At 66.6% G+C, this 19653-nt stretch carries 10 protein-coding genes; all 10 read right to left on the reverse strand.

The genetic code is table 11. From position 1 onward, the window contains the following. Nucleotides 1–9: 9 nt before the first annotated feature. Nucleotides 10–3150: a DEAD/DEAH box helicase gene (locus BMZ25_RS00895; RefSeq protein ID WP_092687023.1), complete on the reverse strand. Its 3141-nt coding sequence runs from the start codon at nucleotides 3148–3150 to the stop codon at nucleotides 10–12. Continuing rightward, nucleotides 3143–4438, reverse strand: coding sequence for an EH signature domain-containing protein (locus BMZ25_RS00900; RefSeq protein ID WP_177190343.1), 1296 nt, complete (start codon nucleotides 4436–4438; stop codon nucleotides 3143–3145). The genes BMZ25_RS00895 and BMZ25_RS00900 overlap by 8 nt, the downstream gene beginning before the upstream one ends. Before the next feature lie 14 nt (nucleotides 4439–4452). Next, on the reverse strand, nucleotides 4453–5634 hold the full coding sequence (locus BMZ25_RS00905) for an OmpA family protein (protein WP_092687028.1): 1182 nt from the start codon (nucleotides 5632–5634) through the stop codon (nucleotides 4453–4455). After that, nucleotides 5634–7703 carry a hypothetical protein gene (locus BMZ25_RS00910; protein ID WP_092687031.1) on the reverse strand — a complete coding sequence of 690 codons (2070 nt, stop codon included), beginning with the start codon at nucleotides 7701–7703 and terminating at the stop codon, nucleotides 5634–5636. Before BMZ25_RS00910 ends, BMZ25_RS00905 begins: the two co-directional genes overlap by 1 nt. Nucleotides 7704–7939: 236 nt before the next feature. Further along, nucleotides 7940–9190, reverse strand: a complete 1251-nt coding sequence (locus tag BMZ25_RS00915; protein WP_092687034.1) for an McrC family protein — start codon at nucleotides 9188–9190, stop codon at nucleotides 7940–7942. Further along, nucleotides 9187–11883, reverse strand: a complete 2697-nt coding sequence (locus BMZ25_RS21020) for an AAA family ATPase (protein WP_218142501.1) — start codon at nucleotides 11881–11883, stop codon at nucleotides 9187–9189. The genes BMZ25_RS00915 and BMZ25_RS21020 overlap by 4 nt, the downstream gene beginning before the upstream one ends. After that, complete coding sequence (locus tag BMZ25_RS00925; protein WP_177190344.1) at nucleotides 11883–12551, reverse strand: HEPN domain-containing protein; 669 nt, start codon at nucleotides 12549–12551, stop codon at nucleotides 11883–11885. Before BMZ25_RS00925 ends, BMZ25_RS21020 begins: the two co-directional genes overlap by 1 nt. Further along, on the reverse strand, nucleotides 12548–15862 hold the full coding sequence (locus BMZ25_RS00930; protein ID WP_177190345.1) for a TM0106 family RecB-like putative nuclease: 3315 nt from the start codon (nucleotides 15860–15862) through the stop codon (nucleotides 12548–12550). Before BMZ25_RS00930 ends, BMZ25_RS00925 begins: the two co-directional genes overlap by 4 nt. After that, the gene (locus BMZ25_RS00935; protein ID WP_092687037.1) at nucleotides 15859–18471 is read right to left on the reverse strand and encodes an AAA family ATPase; all 2613 of its coding nucleotides are present in this window, start codon (nucleotides 18469–18471) and stop codon (nucleotides 15859–15861) included. Before BMZ25_RS00935 ends, BMZ25_RS00930 begins: the two co-directional genes overlap by 4 nt. Beyond that, nucleotides 18468–19598: a metallophosphoesterase family protein gene (locus BMZ25_RS00940; protein WP_092687040.1), complete on the reverse strand. Its 1131-nt coding sequence runs from the start codon at nucleotides 19596–19598 to the stop codon at nucleotides 18468–18470. The genes BMZ25_RS00935 and BMZ25_RS00940 overlap by 4 nt, the downstream gene beginning before the upstream one ends. Between the last annotated feature and the right edge of the window lie 55 nt (nucleotides 19599–19653).

Here is a 19653-nt window from a genome sequence, read left to right on the forward strand (position 1 = left end):
ACCACCTTGTCAGGCGACGACGTATGCGCCGGAGGAATCCGGCGGCGAGGCCGCCAGACCATCGCGCTCGAACAGCCTGCTCATGGTGTCGGCAACGATATCGCCGCTCCGCCGGTCGTCGCCCTCCTGGCCGAGGCCGGTCTGGAGACCGGCAAGATCCTCGCGCGTGTCGCCCATCGGCCAGAGCGCCCGGGAGGCCATGCGGCGCTTGCGCTGCATCAGGCTCTGGAGCAGGCAGTCGAAGGAATGTTCCCGGTAGCCGGGATGGATCGCCAGCGGGACGTGCACCGTGACCGGCCGCGCCTGCCCGATCCGGTGCACCCGGTCGTTGCACTGCTCCTCGACGGCCGGGTTCCACCAGCGCGACAGGTGGACCACGTGCGTCGCGGCGGTGAGCGTCAGGCCCGTGCCCGCGGCCTTGGGGCCGAGGATCAGCACATCGAACCCCCCGCCGTCGCCGGTGAGATGCTGCTGGAAGCGGTCGACGATCGCCTGTCGCCGCGGGATCGGCGTGTCGCCGTTGATCACGTCGACGCGGTTCAGGCCGAAGAAGTGCCTAAGGAGCTCCGCGAACCGGAACTGCATCTCCCGGTGCTCGATGAAGACAAGTGCCCGCTCCCCGGCCGCTGCGACCCGCTCCAGGATGCCGATCACCGCTGCCAGACGGGCGCTCATCTCGACGAATTCCCGCGGCGGCGCGACCTGGTGGAGGGACGGGTGCACGGATACCGAGCGTATGTGGTGCAGCATCTTCAGCGCTGCGCCCGGCCCTCCGCTGGCGAGTTTCGCCCGCGCCTCATCGTAGGAACTGGACTGCGCCGGCGGCATGAGCCGCGGATGCATCAGCCGGGTCTTCCCGGGAAGATCCGTCGCGACCTCGTCCTTCAGACGCCTGAGGCCGAGCGGTGGCAGATCCCCACGTGACTGGAACACCCGCGCGTGCAGCTCGGCCATGTTTGCGACATCCGGCGATCCGTAGCGGCGCCGGAAGTCGGCGCCCGCGCCCAGGGCCCCGGGCGCAAGCCTGTCCATGATGGTCCAGAGATCCATCGTCGAGTTCTCGATCGGCGTGCCGGTGAGACCGATCCGGAAGTCGGCATTCATCGCCTCGGCGGCCTTTGAGGCGATGGTATCCCGGTTCTTGATGTTCTGGATCTCGTCCATCACCAGCGCCGAGAAGCGTATTCCGCCCAGGGAATGCTGGTAGTTGGCAAGCGTTGTGTAGGTGGTCAGTAACCAGTGGCGATGCGCCCTCCCCTCCCTGACCGCCTCGTCGAGCCAGTCCAGGTCCAGCAGCGGCAGGCCGTTCACGGTCTCCGTCCCTCGCGCGGAGGCGACCTTGTGGCCGCCGAGAAACGAGCCGTAAAGGCGCGTCAGGTGCCCGAATGATCGCGGCGCAACATGACGTTCGACCTCCGCTTCCCACGTCTTCAGCAGCGACGTCGGCGCGACGACGAGGATCGGGCCGCGCTCGGCCGCGATTGACGTCCGCATGTGCGTCTGAAGCCAGGCGAGAAAGGCGATGGTCTGGAGCGTCTTGCCCAGCCCCTGCTCGTCCGCGTTCAGGATGCCCGGAAGGCCGCCGCACCAGGCGCGCGTGGCCCAGTCGAAGCTGTCGATCTGGTGCGGCCTGAGCGGGGTCACGATCGTGTCGGGCACATTGCAGGCGACGCCCGGTATCCTCGACGCAAGCTTGGCGCGCCAGGCGACCTCCTCGAAATTGTCGAGCGTGTCGAGGATGATCGGCCGCGATTGCTCGGTCTCGGGCTCCTCGCCGGGCGTGTCCGGGCTGTCCGGTTCCGCCTCTTGCCGCGACTTCAGAACCGCCTCGACGGCCGCCAGGCGCTCCGGCGTCACCTGGACCTGCTCGGTCCCGACATGCGCCGGCACATCGCTCCCCGCCACCAGCGTGGCCGCCATGTCGTCGCGCAACGCCTCGAGATCCGGCGTCGACATCTCCCCGATCGCTTCGGCCACGGCCGCGCTGAACACTTCGGGCAGCCAGGCGGTGCCGCTTCCCTCGATCGGGGTGGCAGGCCGCTCGTAGATCGTCGTGCCGGTCACCCGGTCGGAATATTCCCGGCTCTCGACGAAGCCCGCCTGCGCCACGCCTGCGGTCATTTCCTCCTGTCCGGCCTCGTCAACGCCGTCGAAGGCACCTTCCGCCGCCAGGTTCCGGGCGACTGCCTCGGTGATGAAAGCTCGCGGGTTCCGGATGAAGGCCTTGCGTTCCTCGCGCTCGGCCCGCTGCACCCGCGCGAGTTCCTCGAGCACCGGCCGGCTGCTCGGGTCGACCACCAGGTAGGCGTTGTTGCCCAGCTGATAGGCCGCACGCGCCCCGGTCTGGGCGAACCGATACTGGAAGACGGCCAGGGCCTCGCCCGAGAGCTCCGCATCCGACTCGCGGACCTCGCCCTCCGCCACGCCACGATCGTCGAGACTGCGCGAGGAATACGGGACCACTTCGAACTGTCCGAGCCCGTGATCCGGCGCGATGGAGAACCTGTTCGCGATCCGGACCTCAAGCCCGCGCAGGAAGGCGGTCATCGCCAGGTTCGCCGCCGGCCGGCTTTCTCCGGGAGCGTCAGTCTCCCTCTCGTCCGGCTCAAGCGCGCGGCGGAACGCGGCGAGGATACTCCAGTGCTCCTCGACCGGAGCGGCCGGGTCGAGGCCGTCGGCAAGATCCAGTGCCCGTTTCATCCAGAGCGGCAGGCGTCGTTCCCCGTCGGCCGTCGACAGGAACGCGCCGTTCCGTGGCGGCACGACCCGCCGCCCCGCGTCGCTCCACTCGTAGGCGAGGCGGAAATCCGGCCTGCCAAGCGTTCCGGTCACATCCGTGCGCAGCGTCAGATGGACGTCGTCGGGCAGTCCGAGGGCCCGTGCCGAGGCGGAGGACAGGCTGGCCACGGCATCATGCGACGCGCGAATCCGGTCACCGGCGATGTCCACCGCCCCCTCGTGCATGTCGCCCCATGCCCGCAGATCGCCGATCGCGAAGAGCAGATCGCGCTGATCCTCCGGCAGGTCGTGAAACGACGTTCGTCTCGGGGCACTGCCGACCAGCCTGGACAGGAGCCCGCGCCGCGCCTCGGGAAAGCGGATCACGACATGCTCCTGCGTGGCGCTGAAGTGCAGGCGATCATCAGACATTGCGCGTCACCCAGTCGGCCCAGGCGGGGATGGAACTGTGTGATTTCGCGTTCCTGGAGCGTCGCATGATCCTGTCGCAATAGTAGTGCTGACCGTAGAGCGCGGGTGCATCCGGGTCGTCCCGCCGGAAGATGTGCGTTCTGTAGCTGTGGCAGCCGTCGACGACGATCTTGTTGCCGATCCGCATGATCAGCAGCGAGGTGCTCCCGCCGCGGTCATGCTGGCGGCCGAAGCGGCGGTTGATGTCCGTCGCGCCGGAGCGCAGGAGGTTGCGCTGCGCGTAGTCGCGAGCGGAGCTGCCGAAGGCGACCCAGGCCTCGTCGATGCGACCGTCTTCGTAGAGCCCGAGCCAGAAATTGCGGCGCGGCGCCCACATGTGGCTGGTCTGGGTTGCCGTCACCATGTCGCAGAAGAAGAGCATGTCCTGCTTGGTCAGCCAGCGCAGGAAGATCGCCTTAAGGGTCGCATCGAACGCCGACCAGATTCCGCCCTGATGCGTGCGCGGATCGTTGTAGACGGAAACGACGAACTCGGTGATCTCGCCGCGGACTTCGTCCGGCGGCATCCTGTCGCCCCAGGCGCGAAGCAGCGCTTCGACGGCCAGGCCCGCCCCGGCCTGCAAGACGGAATTTCGCGACGGCGCCAACCAGGCGAAAAGCTGGCGCCGCGCGTCCGCATCGCGCAGCTTTGGGGCCAGCAGACGCAGGAAATCCCTGTGGGCACACCGTGCCAGGCCCATCGCATGCGGTGACCGGAACCCAAGCGCCTTGAGCGCCGCGTAAGGGTCCTCCGCCGCGAGCATCACCTCCGCCACCGCTCCCGGGGCACGCGCCGGCGCGAACAGATCCGGCAAGGCCTCGAGCAGCGCGGCGGAGCGGCGATCGAAGTCCGACCTGCGTCGAGACAGGGCGTCGGCAAGCATGGTCGTGTGCGGCGATCCCGGGTCGAAGCTTTCGAGGTAGATCTCGACCATGCCCTTCAGGAAGGTCGGGCTGTCCGTGAGACCCGTCTCTTCGCGATAGAAGGCCCGCACCGGGGCCAGGTCCGGCCGGTCGCGGCGGTCCGCGTCGAACACGGCAACGGCGGCGCTCATGACGCGGGAGAGCTTCACGTCGGTCCAGGACCAGCGTGTGACCCGCAACAGCATCTCCATGGCGAGAGCCTCGCGATCCTTCGCTTCGGGCACCGCGACCACGTCCGGCCATCGCGCGACGATGCGCGCCACCGCTCTGTCGAGCGACGTGAGCGGTGGCATGACGCGGGAGGTCAGCGGCGCGCGCTGGCGCATCGCCTCGGAGCCTCTCATGGTTCTGCCTCGCCCGAATTCTCCAGCGCCCGCCGGATGGCCGCAATTCCGTCGGTGTCCTGCGGCGTCACCATGATGAACCTCAGATCGATCCGACGATTTGTCGCCCGGCCCTGCGCCGTATCGTTGCCGGTGACCGGCCGGTCGGGACCATAGGCCGCGACCGACAGGACCGGCTGTCCCTTCAGGTTGCGGTGGTCCATGAGACCGCCCGCTGCGGCGGTCATGGCGAAGAAGGTCGTGTTCGCGCGCGCGGTCGAAAGGTTCCGGTTGACGAAATCGCTTCCGACATCGTCGGTATGACCCTCGATCTGGACCGCCTCGATCAGGATCGCGTGGGCATTGCACTCCTTGTCGAAGCGGGACCGCGGGCCGAGCGTGAAGCACGGCAGTACCTCGTCCAGGCGTTCCGCCAGGCGCGAGACGATGGCCTGCTTGTCCGCCGTGAGCGACGAGCGGCCGGAGACGAAGAGCCCTTCTCCCTGGAAACGAAGGGCGTCGCTCTCTTCGCTCAACTCGACCTTCAGCTCCGGGAAGTCGAGCAGGATCGCATGTCGCAGACGGAGCAGGATGATCCGCCGCGTCTCTGCCACCCGCGCGAGATAGGCTTCCAGCGGATCGATTGCCGTGAGGTCGGCGATCCTGGCTTCGAGCTCCGCGATCCTGGCTTCGAGTTCCGCGATCCGGTCGTCGCGTTCTCTGACGTCCTCCGTCAGACGCGCTATCTGTGCTTCCAGCTCTGCCCTCTCGGCAAGGAGCGCCTGCAATCGATCCTGTAGTTCCGCCACCCGGGTCCTCAGCGTGTCGCGCTCAAGCTGAAGTGCCGCGATATTGGCCATGAGAGCATCCAGGCGCGCCGAAAGCCGGGTCAGCATCTCCTGCGCCTCGGCCAGGTCGCGGACCAGCGCGTCACGCGTCTCGATCAGCCTGGCCTTCTCTTCTTCCAGAACGGCGATCCGGTCCGCGCGGTCCGCCGCAAGCGTGCGCCACTCGTCGCGCTCGGCCACCACCGCGTCATATGTCACGCGCTCGACCACATCCTGGGTGCGCACCTGACTGGCAAAGAACACCAGCAGGATCATGATGATGAAGAGGAACCCGACGGTCATGTCGGTCATAGAGACGAACGCGCTCTCCTCTTCCTCCTCCTGGGTGGTTCGGCGGGCTTGCGCGCGCATCACGCGCTCCGCCGCTGCGCGGGCAGGAAGCTCTCGGCCTGTTCGACAACGCCTTTCAGCGTGTCGAGGCCCGGAGCCAGCGTATCGCGCATCTGAACGACATGATCCTGCGCGGTCCCGAGTGCCGCCTCGAGCTGGCTGCTGTAGGCGGCCAGCGCGCGGCCGAGCATCTCGTCGATATCGTCGAGCCTGGCGGCTTCCTCCGAGAGCTGGCGCAACGTGTGACGCGTGGCCTCCAGCGATTGCGCGATCCCTTCCCGCTCGTTGCCGAGAGCGGTCTGGGCCGTTCGCAGGACGTTGCCGGCATCCTCGGCCATCTGGCGGGAATTCATCGTCAGTGCCTCCGATACCCTCTCGACGGTGCCGTCGAGGCGTCGCAGCCCCTGCTCGATCTGGTCATGCGAGGTTCGGAGCGGTTCCGTCGCCCCGACGAGGGTTCTGCTCGCTGTATCGAACGTGGTCGAGGCACCGGCAATGGAGCGAGCGCCGTCGGACAGCCCGCTCGCCGCGGACTGGGCTTCGGCCGCGCCCCGCTCGATGGCGCGTGCCATCTCCTGCAACTGGTCGCTCACCGTTTCCAGCTTCGACAGGATCTCACCGCTCACGCTGTCCCCGACCTCAGTGCCGAGTTGCGCGATCTGCCGGCTGGTAGCCTCGAACGCGGTCAGCAGCGACGTCCCCGCGCCGGTGATCGCCTGTCCCGCTTCCTCGGACGTCTCCGCCATCCGGCCCTGCACCGCGGCGGTGCCGTCCTCGACGGCGGCCGCCAATTGCTGCCGGAACCCTTCGGCCGACTTGCGAAGGTCGTCGGCCGCCGCGCTCATCGCGCCCGCACCCTCGGCGGTGTTGTCCCTGATCCCGGTGAGGGTCTCGTTCATGACGGCAAGCAGTTCCTCGGCTCCCTTGGTCATCGCCGATGAGGCCGCGGTGCCGGTGGCGGACACCTCCTGCCGCAGGTCCTGCAAGGCGCCCGACAACTGGCCGAGAGCCGTCTGCAAGCCCTCGCCCGCCTGCGCGTTCGATGCGTTCATCCGGTCGACCATTTGCCCGATCCGGTCCGAGGCTTCGCCCAGGGACTCGCTTGCGCGGTTGAGAGAATTCCCAACCGAATGACTGAGTTGAGATGAGAGATCGCCCACCAGGCCTTCGACGCTGGACGCTCCCATGGAGCTGACCTTCTCGAAAATCGGGTCCATCCGCTCCGCGATCGACGTCGTGATCTGCTCCGGAAGGGCCTCGAGCGGCTTGCGAAGCTCGGCCACCATGGCGAATCCGATCTCGCGAAGGTGCTCGCGTTGCTCCGTGGCCGCCTTGAGCTGGCGGAATCCGAGATCTTCCAGGCTCACGAAAACGAGCCGACGCTCAATCGACAGACAGAGCTTGTGCAGCGCGCGGTCGATCCGACTAAGCCTCTGACGCAGCAGCATGGTGAACAGGATCGAGCAGAACAATCCGACCAGGGACATCACGAACTTGGCCGAGGCGATCTGCATGAAGTTCGTCATGGCCATTTCGAGGCCAGCGTCAGACCCCGGCCCGGCCGCAGCCATCGAATGTGAGAAATCGAATAGAGCCGCAACCAGGCCCAGAAAGGTCAGCAGGAGGCCGACGGAGACGAACAGATTGGGCAATATTCGATAGAACCCGGGCCCGAATCCCAGATCTTCGGCATTGATGAAGGAGGAGGGGCGGATCGAGTTTCGCAACCGGAGCGGACCGTCGACATCGTCGGGAACGATCGTTTCCGCATATTCGTCCCAAGCCTGCCAGAGATCGAACGACTCGCGGGACCGGCGGCACTGCGTCTTGAGGTCTGACCGGAATGTCTCGAACCCCTCGGCGAATTCCGGGATACCGGCGTAGCCGTCCAAGATCGACTGCATGCCCTGTATCGCTCTCTGCTGTCTCCATGTTCGCCAGAAAAAGGCAGCGCCGCAGAAGATCAGGCAGGCGACCAAGAACATTGCCACGAGACCCGGGGAGCTGTCGGACTTCGTGAGGCGTTGCGCTATGCCGATGATGAAGCTGACGACCGCGTGGCCATAAGATTGCAGGTGTTCAATGAGCATCTCAGAAATCTGTCCGTCTCTTGGCGGCTTGAAATTCGTTCCGCCGCATCACTGAGCTACAAAGCTCGGCAAATCCGACGTCTTCAAGTGGCGTGATTGCGTAGTGCAGCAGCTCGGCGCGGCTGTTGCAGTTGCGCATTTCACTTTGCAGCGAGGGTGACGAGATTGCGACTGAAATCCGGCACTGCCGCAGCGTCGCTACACTTCGGATTCCGCCGGCTGTTGCGGCTTGGGGTTCATGCTGAGCAAATGCTCTCACGAATGGCGTGAAGGTTTCGCAGTCCTGAGATAACGGATGCCCGATCCGCGACCTCAAGCGCCACGATATCCAGCGGCATCTCCGAGCCTTGGACGTTCCAGGACGCCTTCGCGCCCCCCTCTCCAGGCCGCGCAGGGTAAGCGAGGACCAGGCGAAGATCGCGTCCTTGCCGACGATAGGCGTGGCCATAGGCAAGCATCTGATAGGCGTCTGCCGGCGCTATGTTGAGCCGGTGATGCGCCGGGTCCAGCGTCTTCCACTTGGTGTCAAGGATCACCGTCTGTTCCGGCAATTCGATCACCAGGTCCGGAATGAGACGGAACCGATTGCACGAGGTCACCCAATGGCGGCTGTCCTGAACCCGCGCCTGCATCCCGAAGACGCTTCTGGCGAGACGCGCAACGAAGGATTCGAAGAGTTCGTGCATCGGGAAGAGCAGCGCGAAGCCGCGCCCTGCCCCCGCATGCGTTCCCTGGTGCGAACTTCGCAGCAGCAAGCGCGCCAGCGCGAGCACCTCGCGCCAATGCGCGGTGCTCCGGTCTAAATGCGCCCGTAGAGCAAGCGGTTGGCGAGAGACGGTGACCTCCTCGTAGTGAACGAGCGCTTCGTCGAAGAGGCGCTGCGTGACGTTGGTCCTTGCGTTCTTGCACCCTGTCCGAATGGCGGCCGCGATGATCATGTTCAGCGGAATGTCGGGGGACAGCTCGTCGAAGCGGCACGCCACGCGATCAGGGCGCGCCGCATGGCGGGTCAACTGCCGCGTCACGTCGAGCGCGCCCCGAAGCAGCGCCAAGTCCTCGCGATGCGCGACGTAGGCGCGTGGCACGCCTCCCTTGAGCGCAGCCAGGACGCGGCGGGCAAATAGACGCAAGACAACTTCCAGCAGGTCGTGTTGCTCGTTCGAAGTTTCTGCGAGCTCCGCTCCGGAAAGTCGCACGTCCTCGGCGACGGCCAGCATCCGGATCAAGGTGCTCCGACCATCAGTTGCATCGAGCGCGATCTTTGGCAGGATCTCCACAGTCGTGCCAGGGACCGAGACGATGCCGCAGACCTGACCGGACTTGAGCGCCCCGTGTCCGCGGACGAGAACGTCGTCCGGACCAAGTCGGAGATGTCGCGCCTGCCGCCGTGCAGTGGCCGCCAAGGCATCCGCCACTGCAACGGGGACACCACCACGACCGATCTCCAGCGCGTCCCATTCGGTCATGCTGTAGACCGCGCGGGTCATGCGGCCCGTTCCTCGTCCTCAGCGTCTGACATGCCGGCATCGTCGTCCTGGCCCGAGACGAGTTCGTCATAGGCGGACCAAGCATAGAACTCGTCCTCATCGAAGCGGTCAATGTAGCGCCACCGTTCATCGGCGTATCCATCCTCCAGCCCGGGAGGCACCGGCAAGCGCTCGCGCCGCAGGAAACCGTTTCCGCCGCCCAGAACCGCGCGCACACGGCCGAGATCCTCGTGGAAGTATTCACGCAGCAGCGGGATGACCTTGTGCGCCATGACCTCATCGAGATCATCGCCGTTCCGGATCTTCATGAACCAACCATGCCCGACGAGATGATCCGGGCCGAGAAGCCATTCGATTCGTTGATTGATCGCAGCGAGCACAGCCGCAAGTTCCACACGGACACCTTCGCCACGTAGATTGGGTCTTTCCCGACGCTGCCAATCGGCAAGCGCAGCGCCGTCAGGGGCGAGATGTTCGAACCGGAACCTTCTGCGGAGTGCAGTGTCGAGCAGCGCGATCGATCGGTCGGCGGTGTTCATCGTGCCGATGATGTGCAGGTTCCCGGGCAGCGTGAAACGGTCACCGGAATGCGGCAGCGTCACCGCCAGTTCGTTCTCTGCGCCCGCGCGCTTGTCCTCTTCGAGGAGCGTGATCAGTTCCCCCATCACCTTGGAGATGTTGGCGCGATTGATCTCGTCGATGATCAGCACATGCGCCGGCGGGGGCGCATCGGACGGCTCGGCCAGAAGCTCTTCCAAGGCCGCCTTGTTGAGCTTCTCATCGACGAGTCGATAGAGCGTATTCCGCCGAAATGCGTGCTGGTAGATGTCGGTGGCGGGGCGCGGAGTCTCGGTTGTCCAGACCCATCTCACCTTGCGCCGGAGCGTCTTGTCGTCGATCTGGCGGTCGGGATCGTATTCGCAGGGGCCGGTGACAAGGCCGATAGCCTGGAAGGCCGTCGTGCCTGCGCTCGCAATGATGACATCCCCTTCGCGCATCGCGACCCGCAGCGTGAAGGGCCCGACGATTGCGGCGGAATTGCCATGGGTCCCGGGGTTCAGCCGATTGTAGTGCTCGAAGATGCGGTCATAGCTGTCGAAGGACGGGTCCGTCCAATCGAAGTTCTCTGGGTTGCCGAGGCGGATGACGCCGTCCTCCAGGCACTCGTCGCGCAGGTAGAACTCGTCGTCCCGATTGCGGCCGAGCGACATCTTGAAAACCCGTCGACCGTCAAGCGAAGGACCCGGCGTAGCGCCGCGCGCAGACGAGGCGCGCGCGGCGATGCGCTTCAACACGCCATCACGTGCGACGAGACGGAACCCCGCCTCGCCATCCGCGTCCTCTCCGGTCTCCGGACGAAGACCCTCTACGAATTCCTCGTAGCCGTAGCTCTGATGGAAGGTCACGAACTCGATACGATGCCGAGTGCACAATTCCCGATAGCGCGCCATGACCGCCTCGCGATCACCGAGCTCGGCCGCGGGATCGCATATCGCAACGGCGCGTTGCGCGGTCTCCCACGTTTTTCCGGTCCCCGGAGGGCCGTAGAGGATGGTGTTCAGCGGACCCGACGGAATCGTCTCTCCCGCATTGCCTAACTGCTCCTCGGCGTTCCCGTCCGTCATCGTGTCATCCTTGTAGCTGTGCACGACCCAGAGGGCGCTCTGCACGTCGATCATGTCGCGAGGGTGCAATCCTCGCGTGGTGAGCGCCGCTTGCACGGCTCGCATGAAGCGATGTTCGTTTCGATAGATTGAGGCGATATCCGAGTTCACCGGAAACCGTTGCCCGGTCGCTTCTCGCCACAGCTCCTCCCGGACGGTATGTCGAATGAAGATTCCCTGGTTGGGAGACAGATGCATCAAGAGGAATTCACCGATCTGGCGAGCACTATCTGTCTGGTTGCCGGGGACCGCGGACGTCCACTCGGCCACGAACCTCGCGAGCGCCTCCGCATGCGACTCCGCTTCTCCCAAGGCCGCCTCGGCCATCGCGAGGAGAGCGGGATCGGTTTGGCTGCGGTCCGCGTCGCCGGTGGGCGTCAGCGGAGCTGTGACCCGCCAGTTGAGCAAGTTGCCGGAACTCAGCGCCTTGATGATCCCGGCGACGCGCTCCTCCGTCTCCCGTTGAACGAGGGCTCGGTGCAGCGCCTCGGCAGTTGCCAGTTTATGATCCCGTTCGGACTCGTCGAAATCGTTGTCTGGCTGGTCGAATCTTTGAAGACCCGGGAATTGGCGAAGCAGTTTCGCGACCCAGCGGTCGACCACATCGGGCCGCAGGCATAGGTCGTCCGTCATCTCGAGCACCTCCTTGGCGAACCTCTCCAACTCCTCCGCATCGGCGATACGGACCGCAATTGCGTCATCCTCCCCGAACGACCACTCCCGGCTGAGAGCGCTGTGACGGCCTCCATCCTTCATGCCGTCGATGAAGGGCCTCTGCCCGACATCGTAGCCGGCGTTCCGCGCGCGCTCGGTGCGATCGGCGCTCAGGAACATCGTGTCTGCGCGTCCCTCGATGTTCCACAGAAGGCGGGCACCATCTGGCAGAGCAAAGGCGACCATTTTCTTGGTCGCGTGGCTCGGCACCAGGCCCAGTTCCTCCAGCTTTCGTCTGAGAGCATGCCGCAGCGGCACCGGCGCGCCATCATCGGCCTCGTTGTCGGCGATCCGCCGATCCACGTCATCCCACATCACCCCTCCACCACTGGATACATCGGCTCGCCCCAATCCTCCTCGGGCGCATCCATCATCAGGTCGACCATGACCGAAACGAAGCTGCCAAGGATCGCACTTCCGTCACGCAACTGATCGCGATTGACCGCAGAATTCCAGGTCGATCCGCCATGCATCACCTGGTTGCGCAGCACATAGAGGCGGTCAAACAACATGGAGAGAATGGTGACGGTCTCCCGCTCCCCGAGCGCTCGGTGAAAACGTCTCCGAGCCGCCTCGAACCTCTCTTCCCAATCCGCGGCGTCAGCTTCCCCATGATGGTGCCGCCAGAATGGTGCGAAAACGTAGCGGTTTTCGAGAAACAGGCGAATGGGCCCGAGAAAGCGAGACCAGACGATTCCGTAAAGGCGACCTTGCGCGTCCAAGCGTTCGAGGCGACGGAAGAAGACGTCGAAGTCGTTGCGTGCGCCAAGATCGGATCGCTCACCGCCATAGGCGGCATTAAAAGCGATCCAAAGAAACAGGAACGCGGCGGCGGCGTCCTCTGTCTCGTGCTCTGCCCGCCCGATCCAGCTGATCGAGCGATGAATGCGCAGTGCGAAGTCATTGGGCCACTCGTCCCGGATCGCCCGTTGTCGCTTCTTGAGGCTCTCAAAATCCGGGACGGTCTTGGGATCGGCGCTCATTCCTGCTCCTCGATGTCGAACCTCGTCAGAGCGCAAACGGCATTGACGAGGCGCATCTGCTCAACGGTCGAGCAAGCGGTCTCCGTCAACCGCGGCGAGGCGAAGACGAGACTTAATGCCTTGCCGCGGCTGATGGCGACATTGAGGCGTTCCCGTGCCAGCAGGAAGTCGAGCCCGCGCGACGTCTCTTCGGCCGACGACGCGGTCATCGACACCAGCGCCACCGGCGCCTCCTGCCCCTGGAACTTGTCCACCGTCCCGACGCGGATGCCCGGCAAAGCCTCGGCAAGCGCATTGACCTGCACATTGTAGGGCGCGACGACGATGATGTCGGAGTGCAGCAGCGGGCGGGTCGTGCCGGCGCGGTCCGTCCATGTGCCGTCGAGAAGCGAGGCGGCCACGCGTCGGATCGCCTCGATCTCCTCGGGGCATTCCTGCGCGCGGCCCTCCTGCGCGACGGGAACGAGAAATGCGCCCGTGGCGGGAAGACCCGCGGCGGCAATCCGCTGCCGCGACGTGCTCTCGTGCGCGGTGAGGCGGTCTTCATAGAACTGGCTCGAGATGTAGCGACAGATCTCGGGGTGCATGCGGCGGGTGACCGGCAGGAACAGTCCCCGGTCGGACGGCACGGTGATTGCACCGTCCAGAATCCAGTCGAGACATGAGAGATTCGCGGGATGCGGATGCGCCCCCTGGATCACCTGCGGCAATTGGTTCGGGTCGCCCACCAGCACCACGTTGCGCGCGGCGTTCGTCATTGCGAGCAGGTTCGCGAGAGAAACCTGACCGGCCTCGTCGACGAAAAGGTAGTCGAAGGCGCCGGCCATCTCGTCGCGCGCGAACAGCCAGGAGGTGCCGCCGACCACGTCCGCCGCTGCGAGTTCCGGATCGCCATTGTCACGCGCCAGGTGAATCCGGTCATAGGGCGGATCGAGCGGCGCATCCTCGCGCTTTCCCTTGTGAGCGAGCGACGCATAACCCGTGGCGAAAGGCAGCTCGCCATCCTCCAGAGCGTCGACGCAGCCCATGAGCACATTCCGGATGGCCTCGTGCGAATTCGAGGCGACCGCCACGCGCTTGCCCTGCCTCACCAGGTTCAGGATGGCGCGGGCTGTGACGAAGGTCTTGCCCGTGCCGGGCGGTCCCTGGACAGGCAGGATAGTTGCATCCATCGCGCTGGTTGCCGCGATCATCGCCTGCACCGGATCCGTGTCGTCGCCGACAGACAACGGCGGGATGCCGGAGAAGCGCGGCGCGCGGCGCGCGAGCAGGTCGTCTGCCGCGCGGTTCGCCCGGTCCCCGAGCTGATCCTCGACGATCTTGCGGATGGCAGAGGGAATCGGCGCGGCGCCGATCGCGAATGTGGGGAGGAGATCGAGACGGTCGGGCATCCTGTCGCCCTGGCTGGGCCCCATCTTGATGGTGACCTGCCCCCGGCGGCGGTCGAGCTCGATGACCGAGACCTTGGCGATGCCGCCGTCCAGCGCGATGCAGGCCTCCCTGCCCGTGCGAAGTTTCGTCTCCTGGGGCGGGAAGCGGTAACTCCGCCTCAGGGAGCGTTTCTCCGGCTCCTGTGCTCCCGTCGCGATCAGCCCCCCGAGGCAGTCCATGTCCTCGCACAGCTCCTCCGAGGTGCGTGCCGCGGCGTCGAACACCGCCCAGGCGGCCGGCTTGGCCTCGCGCGCGTGGAACTGCGTGAGATCGAACAGCAGCTGCCCGCGCCCCTCCGGAAGTTCTGCCGAGAGGAGGCGATCGCGCAGTGCGTCTTCTTCGGCTTCCCGCTCGTCATATGTCTCTGCCTGCGGCGACGCGGGCTCGGGCCAAGGTTCGTCGGGCCGCTGCGCCACGAGCCAGTCACGCAGTTCCCGGGTCGAGATGCAGTCCAGCCGGTTGTAGTCCTCGATCTCGGCGAGAATGTCCGCGTCACCCGTCTCCCGCCAGGCTTCATAGGCCACAACCGAACCGCCGGCCGTCTTCACCTCCCCCGTGCGAGCGAAACCGTAGAGCGCCTCCATGTCCTTGATCGAGTAAGACGTCTCGGACGCCGCGATGCCGCCTCGGACGACGGCATAGAGGTCGCAGAACCGTCGCTCTCGCAACAGCCGATCCAGCAGCGCCTCGCCGACGCCATGCCGGGTGCAGAGCCTGCGGAGCGCGGTGATCTCGTAGGGGGCGTAGTGGTAGATATGGGCGCGCGGATGAGCCTTCATCCGAGCCTCGAAGATATCGAGCAGCCGGATGAGCGCGTCACGTTCCTCGCGATGGTCGTGCGCCCAGAGCGCGCTGAAGCCGGAGCCGTCCCACAGGCCGTGCAGGTATTCCAGCCCGTCCGCAGCGCCCTCCGCATAGAACGGATCGCCTTCGATATCGTAGAACAGGTCCCCGGGGTCCGGCTCCGGGAGCAGGTGGAAACCCTTGCCCTCGACGGCCGGGCACAGGACGTGGTGCGGCCCCTTCTGCGCCCGGTCCGACTGTAGCCGCGCTTGCAGCCGGAGCCGCTCAAGCGTGGGCTCGGCAAGTCGCGGGATACGCCGGTCATGCGCGGCGAGACCTGCCATGGTGGTGATCCCGGCCGCTTCGATCTTTCCCACCTGCGAGCGGCTGATTCCCGCGATCCGGTGCAGGCTGTCATCCGCCTCCCACTGACCGGCACAATGCTCGCGCCAACGGCAAAGGTCGCAGGCCGCACACGGAACCGGCCGGGTCGGCCAGGGAGCGGCCACGAAGCTCTCCAGCCGCGCACGTGCGCCGCGGGCATAGGCGGAATACTCGGCCAGGCGGAAGGAGGCGCGCCTGCCGTCGCCCAGCAGGACATGAGCGTGTTCCGGTGCCCGGGCCTGTAGCGGTGCCAGCAGGTCGGAATAGAGGACGAGCTGGAGCAGGTGCGACGGCGAGGGCTTTCGCTTCAGCTTGGTGTCTGCGACCTCGTAGGAAAACGGTCCGAGACCGGAAGGGGTCTCGACGCGCTCCAGGAAGTCCGACCATCCGCCCCAGACACCCCCCTCGAGTGCCCCTTGGAAGACGATCGGCGCGCCGGACCTGAGCGCCGCGCGGGTTCCATTCACCGCGTCGGCGAACGTCTGGTCGCGATCGATCTCGACCACGCCGCCGAGGGCCCGAAGACTCGCCAGGTGCTTTTCCTCGTGCGCGTCGCCGTGCCGCTGGAGCAACGTCGCGTCCTCGCTGTCCTCCCCCGGCTCCGGGCCTCGTCCATGCAGCCGTTCGAGGTCGAGGAAACTGGCATGTGAGCAGGCCATGAACCGCATCAAATCGGAGGCCGACAGACGGATCTCGCCGTCCCTCCACATCATGCCGCATTCTCCTCGACGCCAGTCGCCGTCAATCTCAGCACGTGCCCGCCAAGATCGCGAAACGCCCGCTGGCGACATGACAACACGAGGATCTGAAGGTCGCCGGCCTGCCGGTGCAGCGCGTCGAACATGCGCTCGATGCGATCGTCGTCGGTAAAGACCAGGGCGTCGTCGAGGATCACCGGGGCATGCCGACCGGCCCGTGCCAGCATCCGGGCGAAGGCGAGCCGGACCAGAAGCGCCACCTGCTCCTGCGTTCCGCCGGAGAGGATCTCGAGGGGCTCCGGCCTGCCCTTCCGAACCAGGGCATCGGGCAGCAGCGTCTCGTCACCCCAGGTGAGATCGGCCTCGGGCCAGAGCAGACGGAGAAGCGGCTTCAGTTCAGCCGCGATCGGAGCGAAATACCGCTCGCGCGCCCCAGTCTTTGCCGCCTCAAGCGCGGTCTCCAGACGCCGAAGGACTGCCACCTCGTGCTCGATCCGGTCGAGGTCAACCCGGGCCGCGTCCAGTTCCTGAGCGGCCTCGGCGAGACGTTCCTCCACTGCGTCTCCGGAACCGCGCGAGATCCGCTCGTCGAGCATGGCGATCTCCGGCTTCAGCCGGGCAACCACACTGCGCGCCTCCTCCGCGACCGACCTTGCCCGCTTCAGCGACGCCTCGGCGGCGGCCAGGTCCGGAGCGCTGCGGGTCATCTCGGCGTGGACCGCCTCGGCCGCCCGCAGTGCGGTAGAAGCACGATCGAATTCGGTGGCGAGCGCGTCCTCCATGGTCCCTTCCTGTCGCTCCAGGGTTGCACTTGCGCGCGCCAATCTGTCTTCGGCGCCGGCGGCGGCCGTCTCGGCGCGCGCAAGGGCGGAACGGGCATCCGAGAGCCGCTCCGCCGCGGTATCTCGGGCCGACTGAGCGGCGATCCGCGCCTCCTCTGCCGTCGCGACCGCCGCCTCCGCCTCTGGCAGGTCCGGACCCTCGTCTTCTGCGGCCTCCGGGATGGCCGCGAGCGCCGCGCGCAGCGGATCGATTCCGTCCGGCGCAAGGCTCTCGAAGACGGCCTGCGCCTCGCGTCGGCGCCGTTCGGCCTCAGCGCGCGCCTCGGCGGCCAGGCGCGCCGTGGCGAGATCGGGTGCACCTGCGGCATCGAGCGCGTCGTGCAGTCTCCGCTCTGCGGTTTCTACGGACGTTCCGTCCTGCTCGGCAGCACCGGGGGAGACTTCCAGTTCGCCCACGCCCTCGATCACGAGGCGGGCCCGATGCGGCACTGAGACCAGGCGACTATCTGGCACCGGCGCACCATCGAGCCGGATCGCACCGTCTCGCCCCTCGCTGTAGCGCACGATGATCTTTGTGGCCGCCGCGTCGCGCGCGGCGCGGACCGCGGCGACGTCCGATGCGAGCGCCTCGAGATTGCGCAGCGTCTTCGCATCCGGCCCGAGCAGCGCCGCCGCCGCGGCCTCCTCCATTGCCTGCCGCGCAGCCTCCGCCTTTCCGATGCGATCGCTCAACTCCGCCCGGCGCGTCGCCCCATCCTGAGCCGCCTTCCGGCGCTGTGCTGCGCGCCGCGCCACTTCGGCGGCCTTGAGGCGGTCCAGCGCGACATCGAGCGCGGCCTGGGCGTCATCGCGCGCGGCGAGCGCCGTCGCGTTTTCACCCTGTGCGGTCTCGGCGGCACTGCGGGCCTCACACGTCTGCGCACTCGCCGCCTCGTGTTCGGCCAGCACCGCGCGCAGCGTCTCGAGCCGCCCCTGCGTGTTTGCAACCGCGAGCCGCGCGGCCTCGACCTTGCGCGCCGCGAACTCCACCGCTTCGGCATGGCGCAAAGCGGCTTCATGCGCCTCGCCCGCCTCCTTCAGGCGCAACTCCCGCGCCGCGGCCGCCTCCGGCGCCTCCAGTTCGGCGAGATCGCGGCGCCGCCGCTTCCGCATCTCCAGCGCCTCGTGCAGCATGTCGGCTGTTGCGGAGAGTTCCGCGTGCCGCGCCTCCAGGGCCTCAACACGCTCCTGGGCAGCCTTCCAGGAGCCGCCGGTCCGGGGCCGGCCAGTTCCGGTGGCGTAGTCGCTCAACTCCGATCGACACCGCGCGAGCGCGTCGTCCATGCGTCGACCACCGGTCATCGCCTCGACCTCGTGACCGACCGAGGACATCAGGTCGCGCCGCGCCGCGAGCGCCGCTTCCTGATCCTTTTTCGATCCTCCGCCGAGCGCCGTCATCCCCTGACGCACCCAGACCAGCCCGGACGGCCCGCCATCGCCGCCTCCGAGAAGCCGGCCGATCCACGCCTCCGCTTCGTCCGCCTGCGCGACGAGCCGTCCCTCCTGCGTCACCGTGACCGACGGTTTCGAGAGCCAGCGCTTGGCGATGACGAAACGATCCTCGTCGATCTCCACTTCGACCGTGACCTCCGGCGCACCGCCGGCATGCGGTCGCAGCGCCTTCACCTCCCGGGTCTGCGAGCCGTGTGCGACGAAGAACAGCGCCTGGATGGCATCGAACAGCGTGGACTTGCCCTGCTCGTTCGGTTCGCAGAGCAGGTTAAGACCGTCGCCGATCCCGTCGATCCGCGTCACGTCCGTGAAGCGGCGCACGTTATTGAGAGTGATCGACCGGAGTTTCATTGCGCGACCTCCTTCACGAAAGCATAGAGACGGGCGAGCGCGTCGGCGGCGACTTCGCGTTCGCGACTGTCCTGCGCGACGTCCTCGGCCTCGGTCAACAACGCCTCGGCCGCCAGGCGCAATGCCCCGGCCCGATCGATCTCGTCGAGATCGGCCTGCTCGTAATGGGTGCCCAGAGCGGCTGTGACGAGCTCGAAATATCCGAATTGCGGGCCGCGCCGTTCGGCGGCGCGACGCAGATCGGCCTGCTCGGGCAGCCCCGACCATCCAGTTGCCCGCACTCTGATCAGCGTGTCACGCGGATGTTCAGCGGGCAGAAGGGCTTCCAGGGCGTCCGCCGCATCCTGCCGCGGGCCGAGCGCAAGCTCCGCTTCGGTCCAGAGAAATTCTCCGGTCTCGATCTCCTCGACGCGCGGGCTCGCCCCGACGCCATCCATCGTCACCGCAAGGCAGACGCCTCGACGTCCATGCTTGAACCGGTCCTGCTCCGGGCTGCCGGGATACTGCACGCGTGGACCGACCTCCATCCGCCCGTGCCAATCCCCGAGCGCAAGATAGTCGAGCCTCGCCGAGCGGTCCCGGTCCGGAGGGATGCTCTCGCCCGTCTCCGTGAAATCGGTCACGCCGCCATGAGCAAGCCCGAGCCGCAGCGCTCCCTCGTCGCTCGGCATCGTCACCAGCGCCTCGCTGGCATCGCGGCCCGCAGAGCGCCAGGCAATGGGACAAGGCAGCAGCGTTGCGCCTTCGTCCAGCTCCACCGGCATCGCCTCGATGACCGGATGGACGTTCGGCGGACAGTCGCGTCGGATCGCATCCCACAGCGGCTCTGCGTCGCGCAGATTGTCGTGGTTGCCGGGGAGCAGCCACCACTGCATATCCCCTGCCCCGGCCATCGCGGCGAGCGCCTGCCGAAGCACACCCGCCGAGGGTGTCGGGGTGTCGAATGTATCGCCCGCCAGCAGCACATGGGTAGCGCCGTGTGACCGGGCGGCCCTCGCAAGACGGTCGATCGCCCCGTGACGGGCCTCCATCAGCCGGCCCCTGATGTTGTCGTCGGGCGGCTGAGGGATGTTTGCGAACCGTCGGCCGAGATGCAGGTCCGAGCTGTGGATGAAGCGGAATGTCATTGGCGACTCCGTAAAAAGGGCATGCAGCGCCGGCAGCGGCCGGATGTCCCAACAC

The organism is Tranquillimonas rosea (assembly GCF_900111315.1).
In the GTDB taxonomy this organism is placed as follows: Bacteria; Pseudomonadota; Alphaproteobacteria; order Rhodobacterales; family Rhodobacteraceae; genus Tranquillimonas; species Tranquillimonas rosea.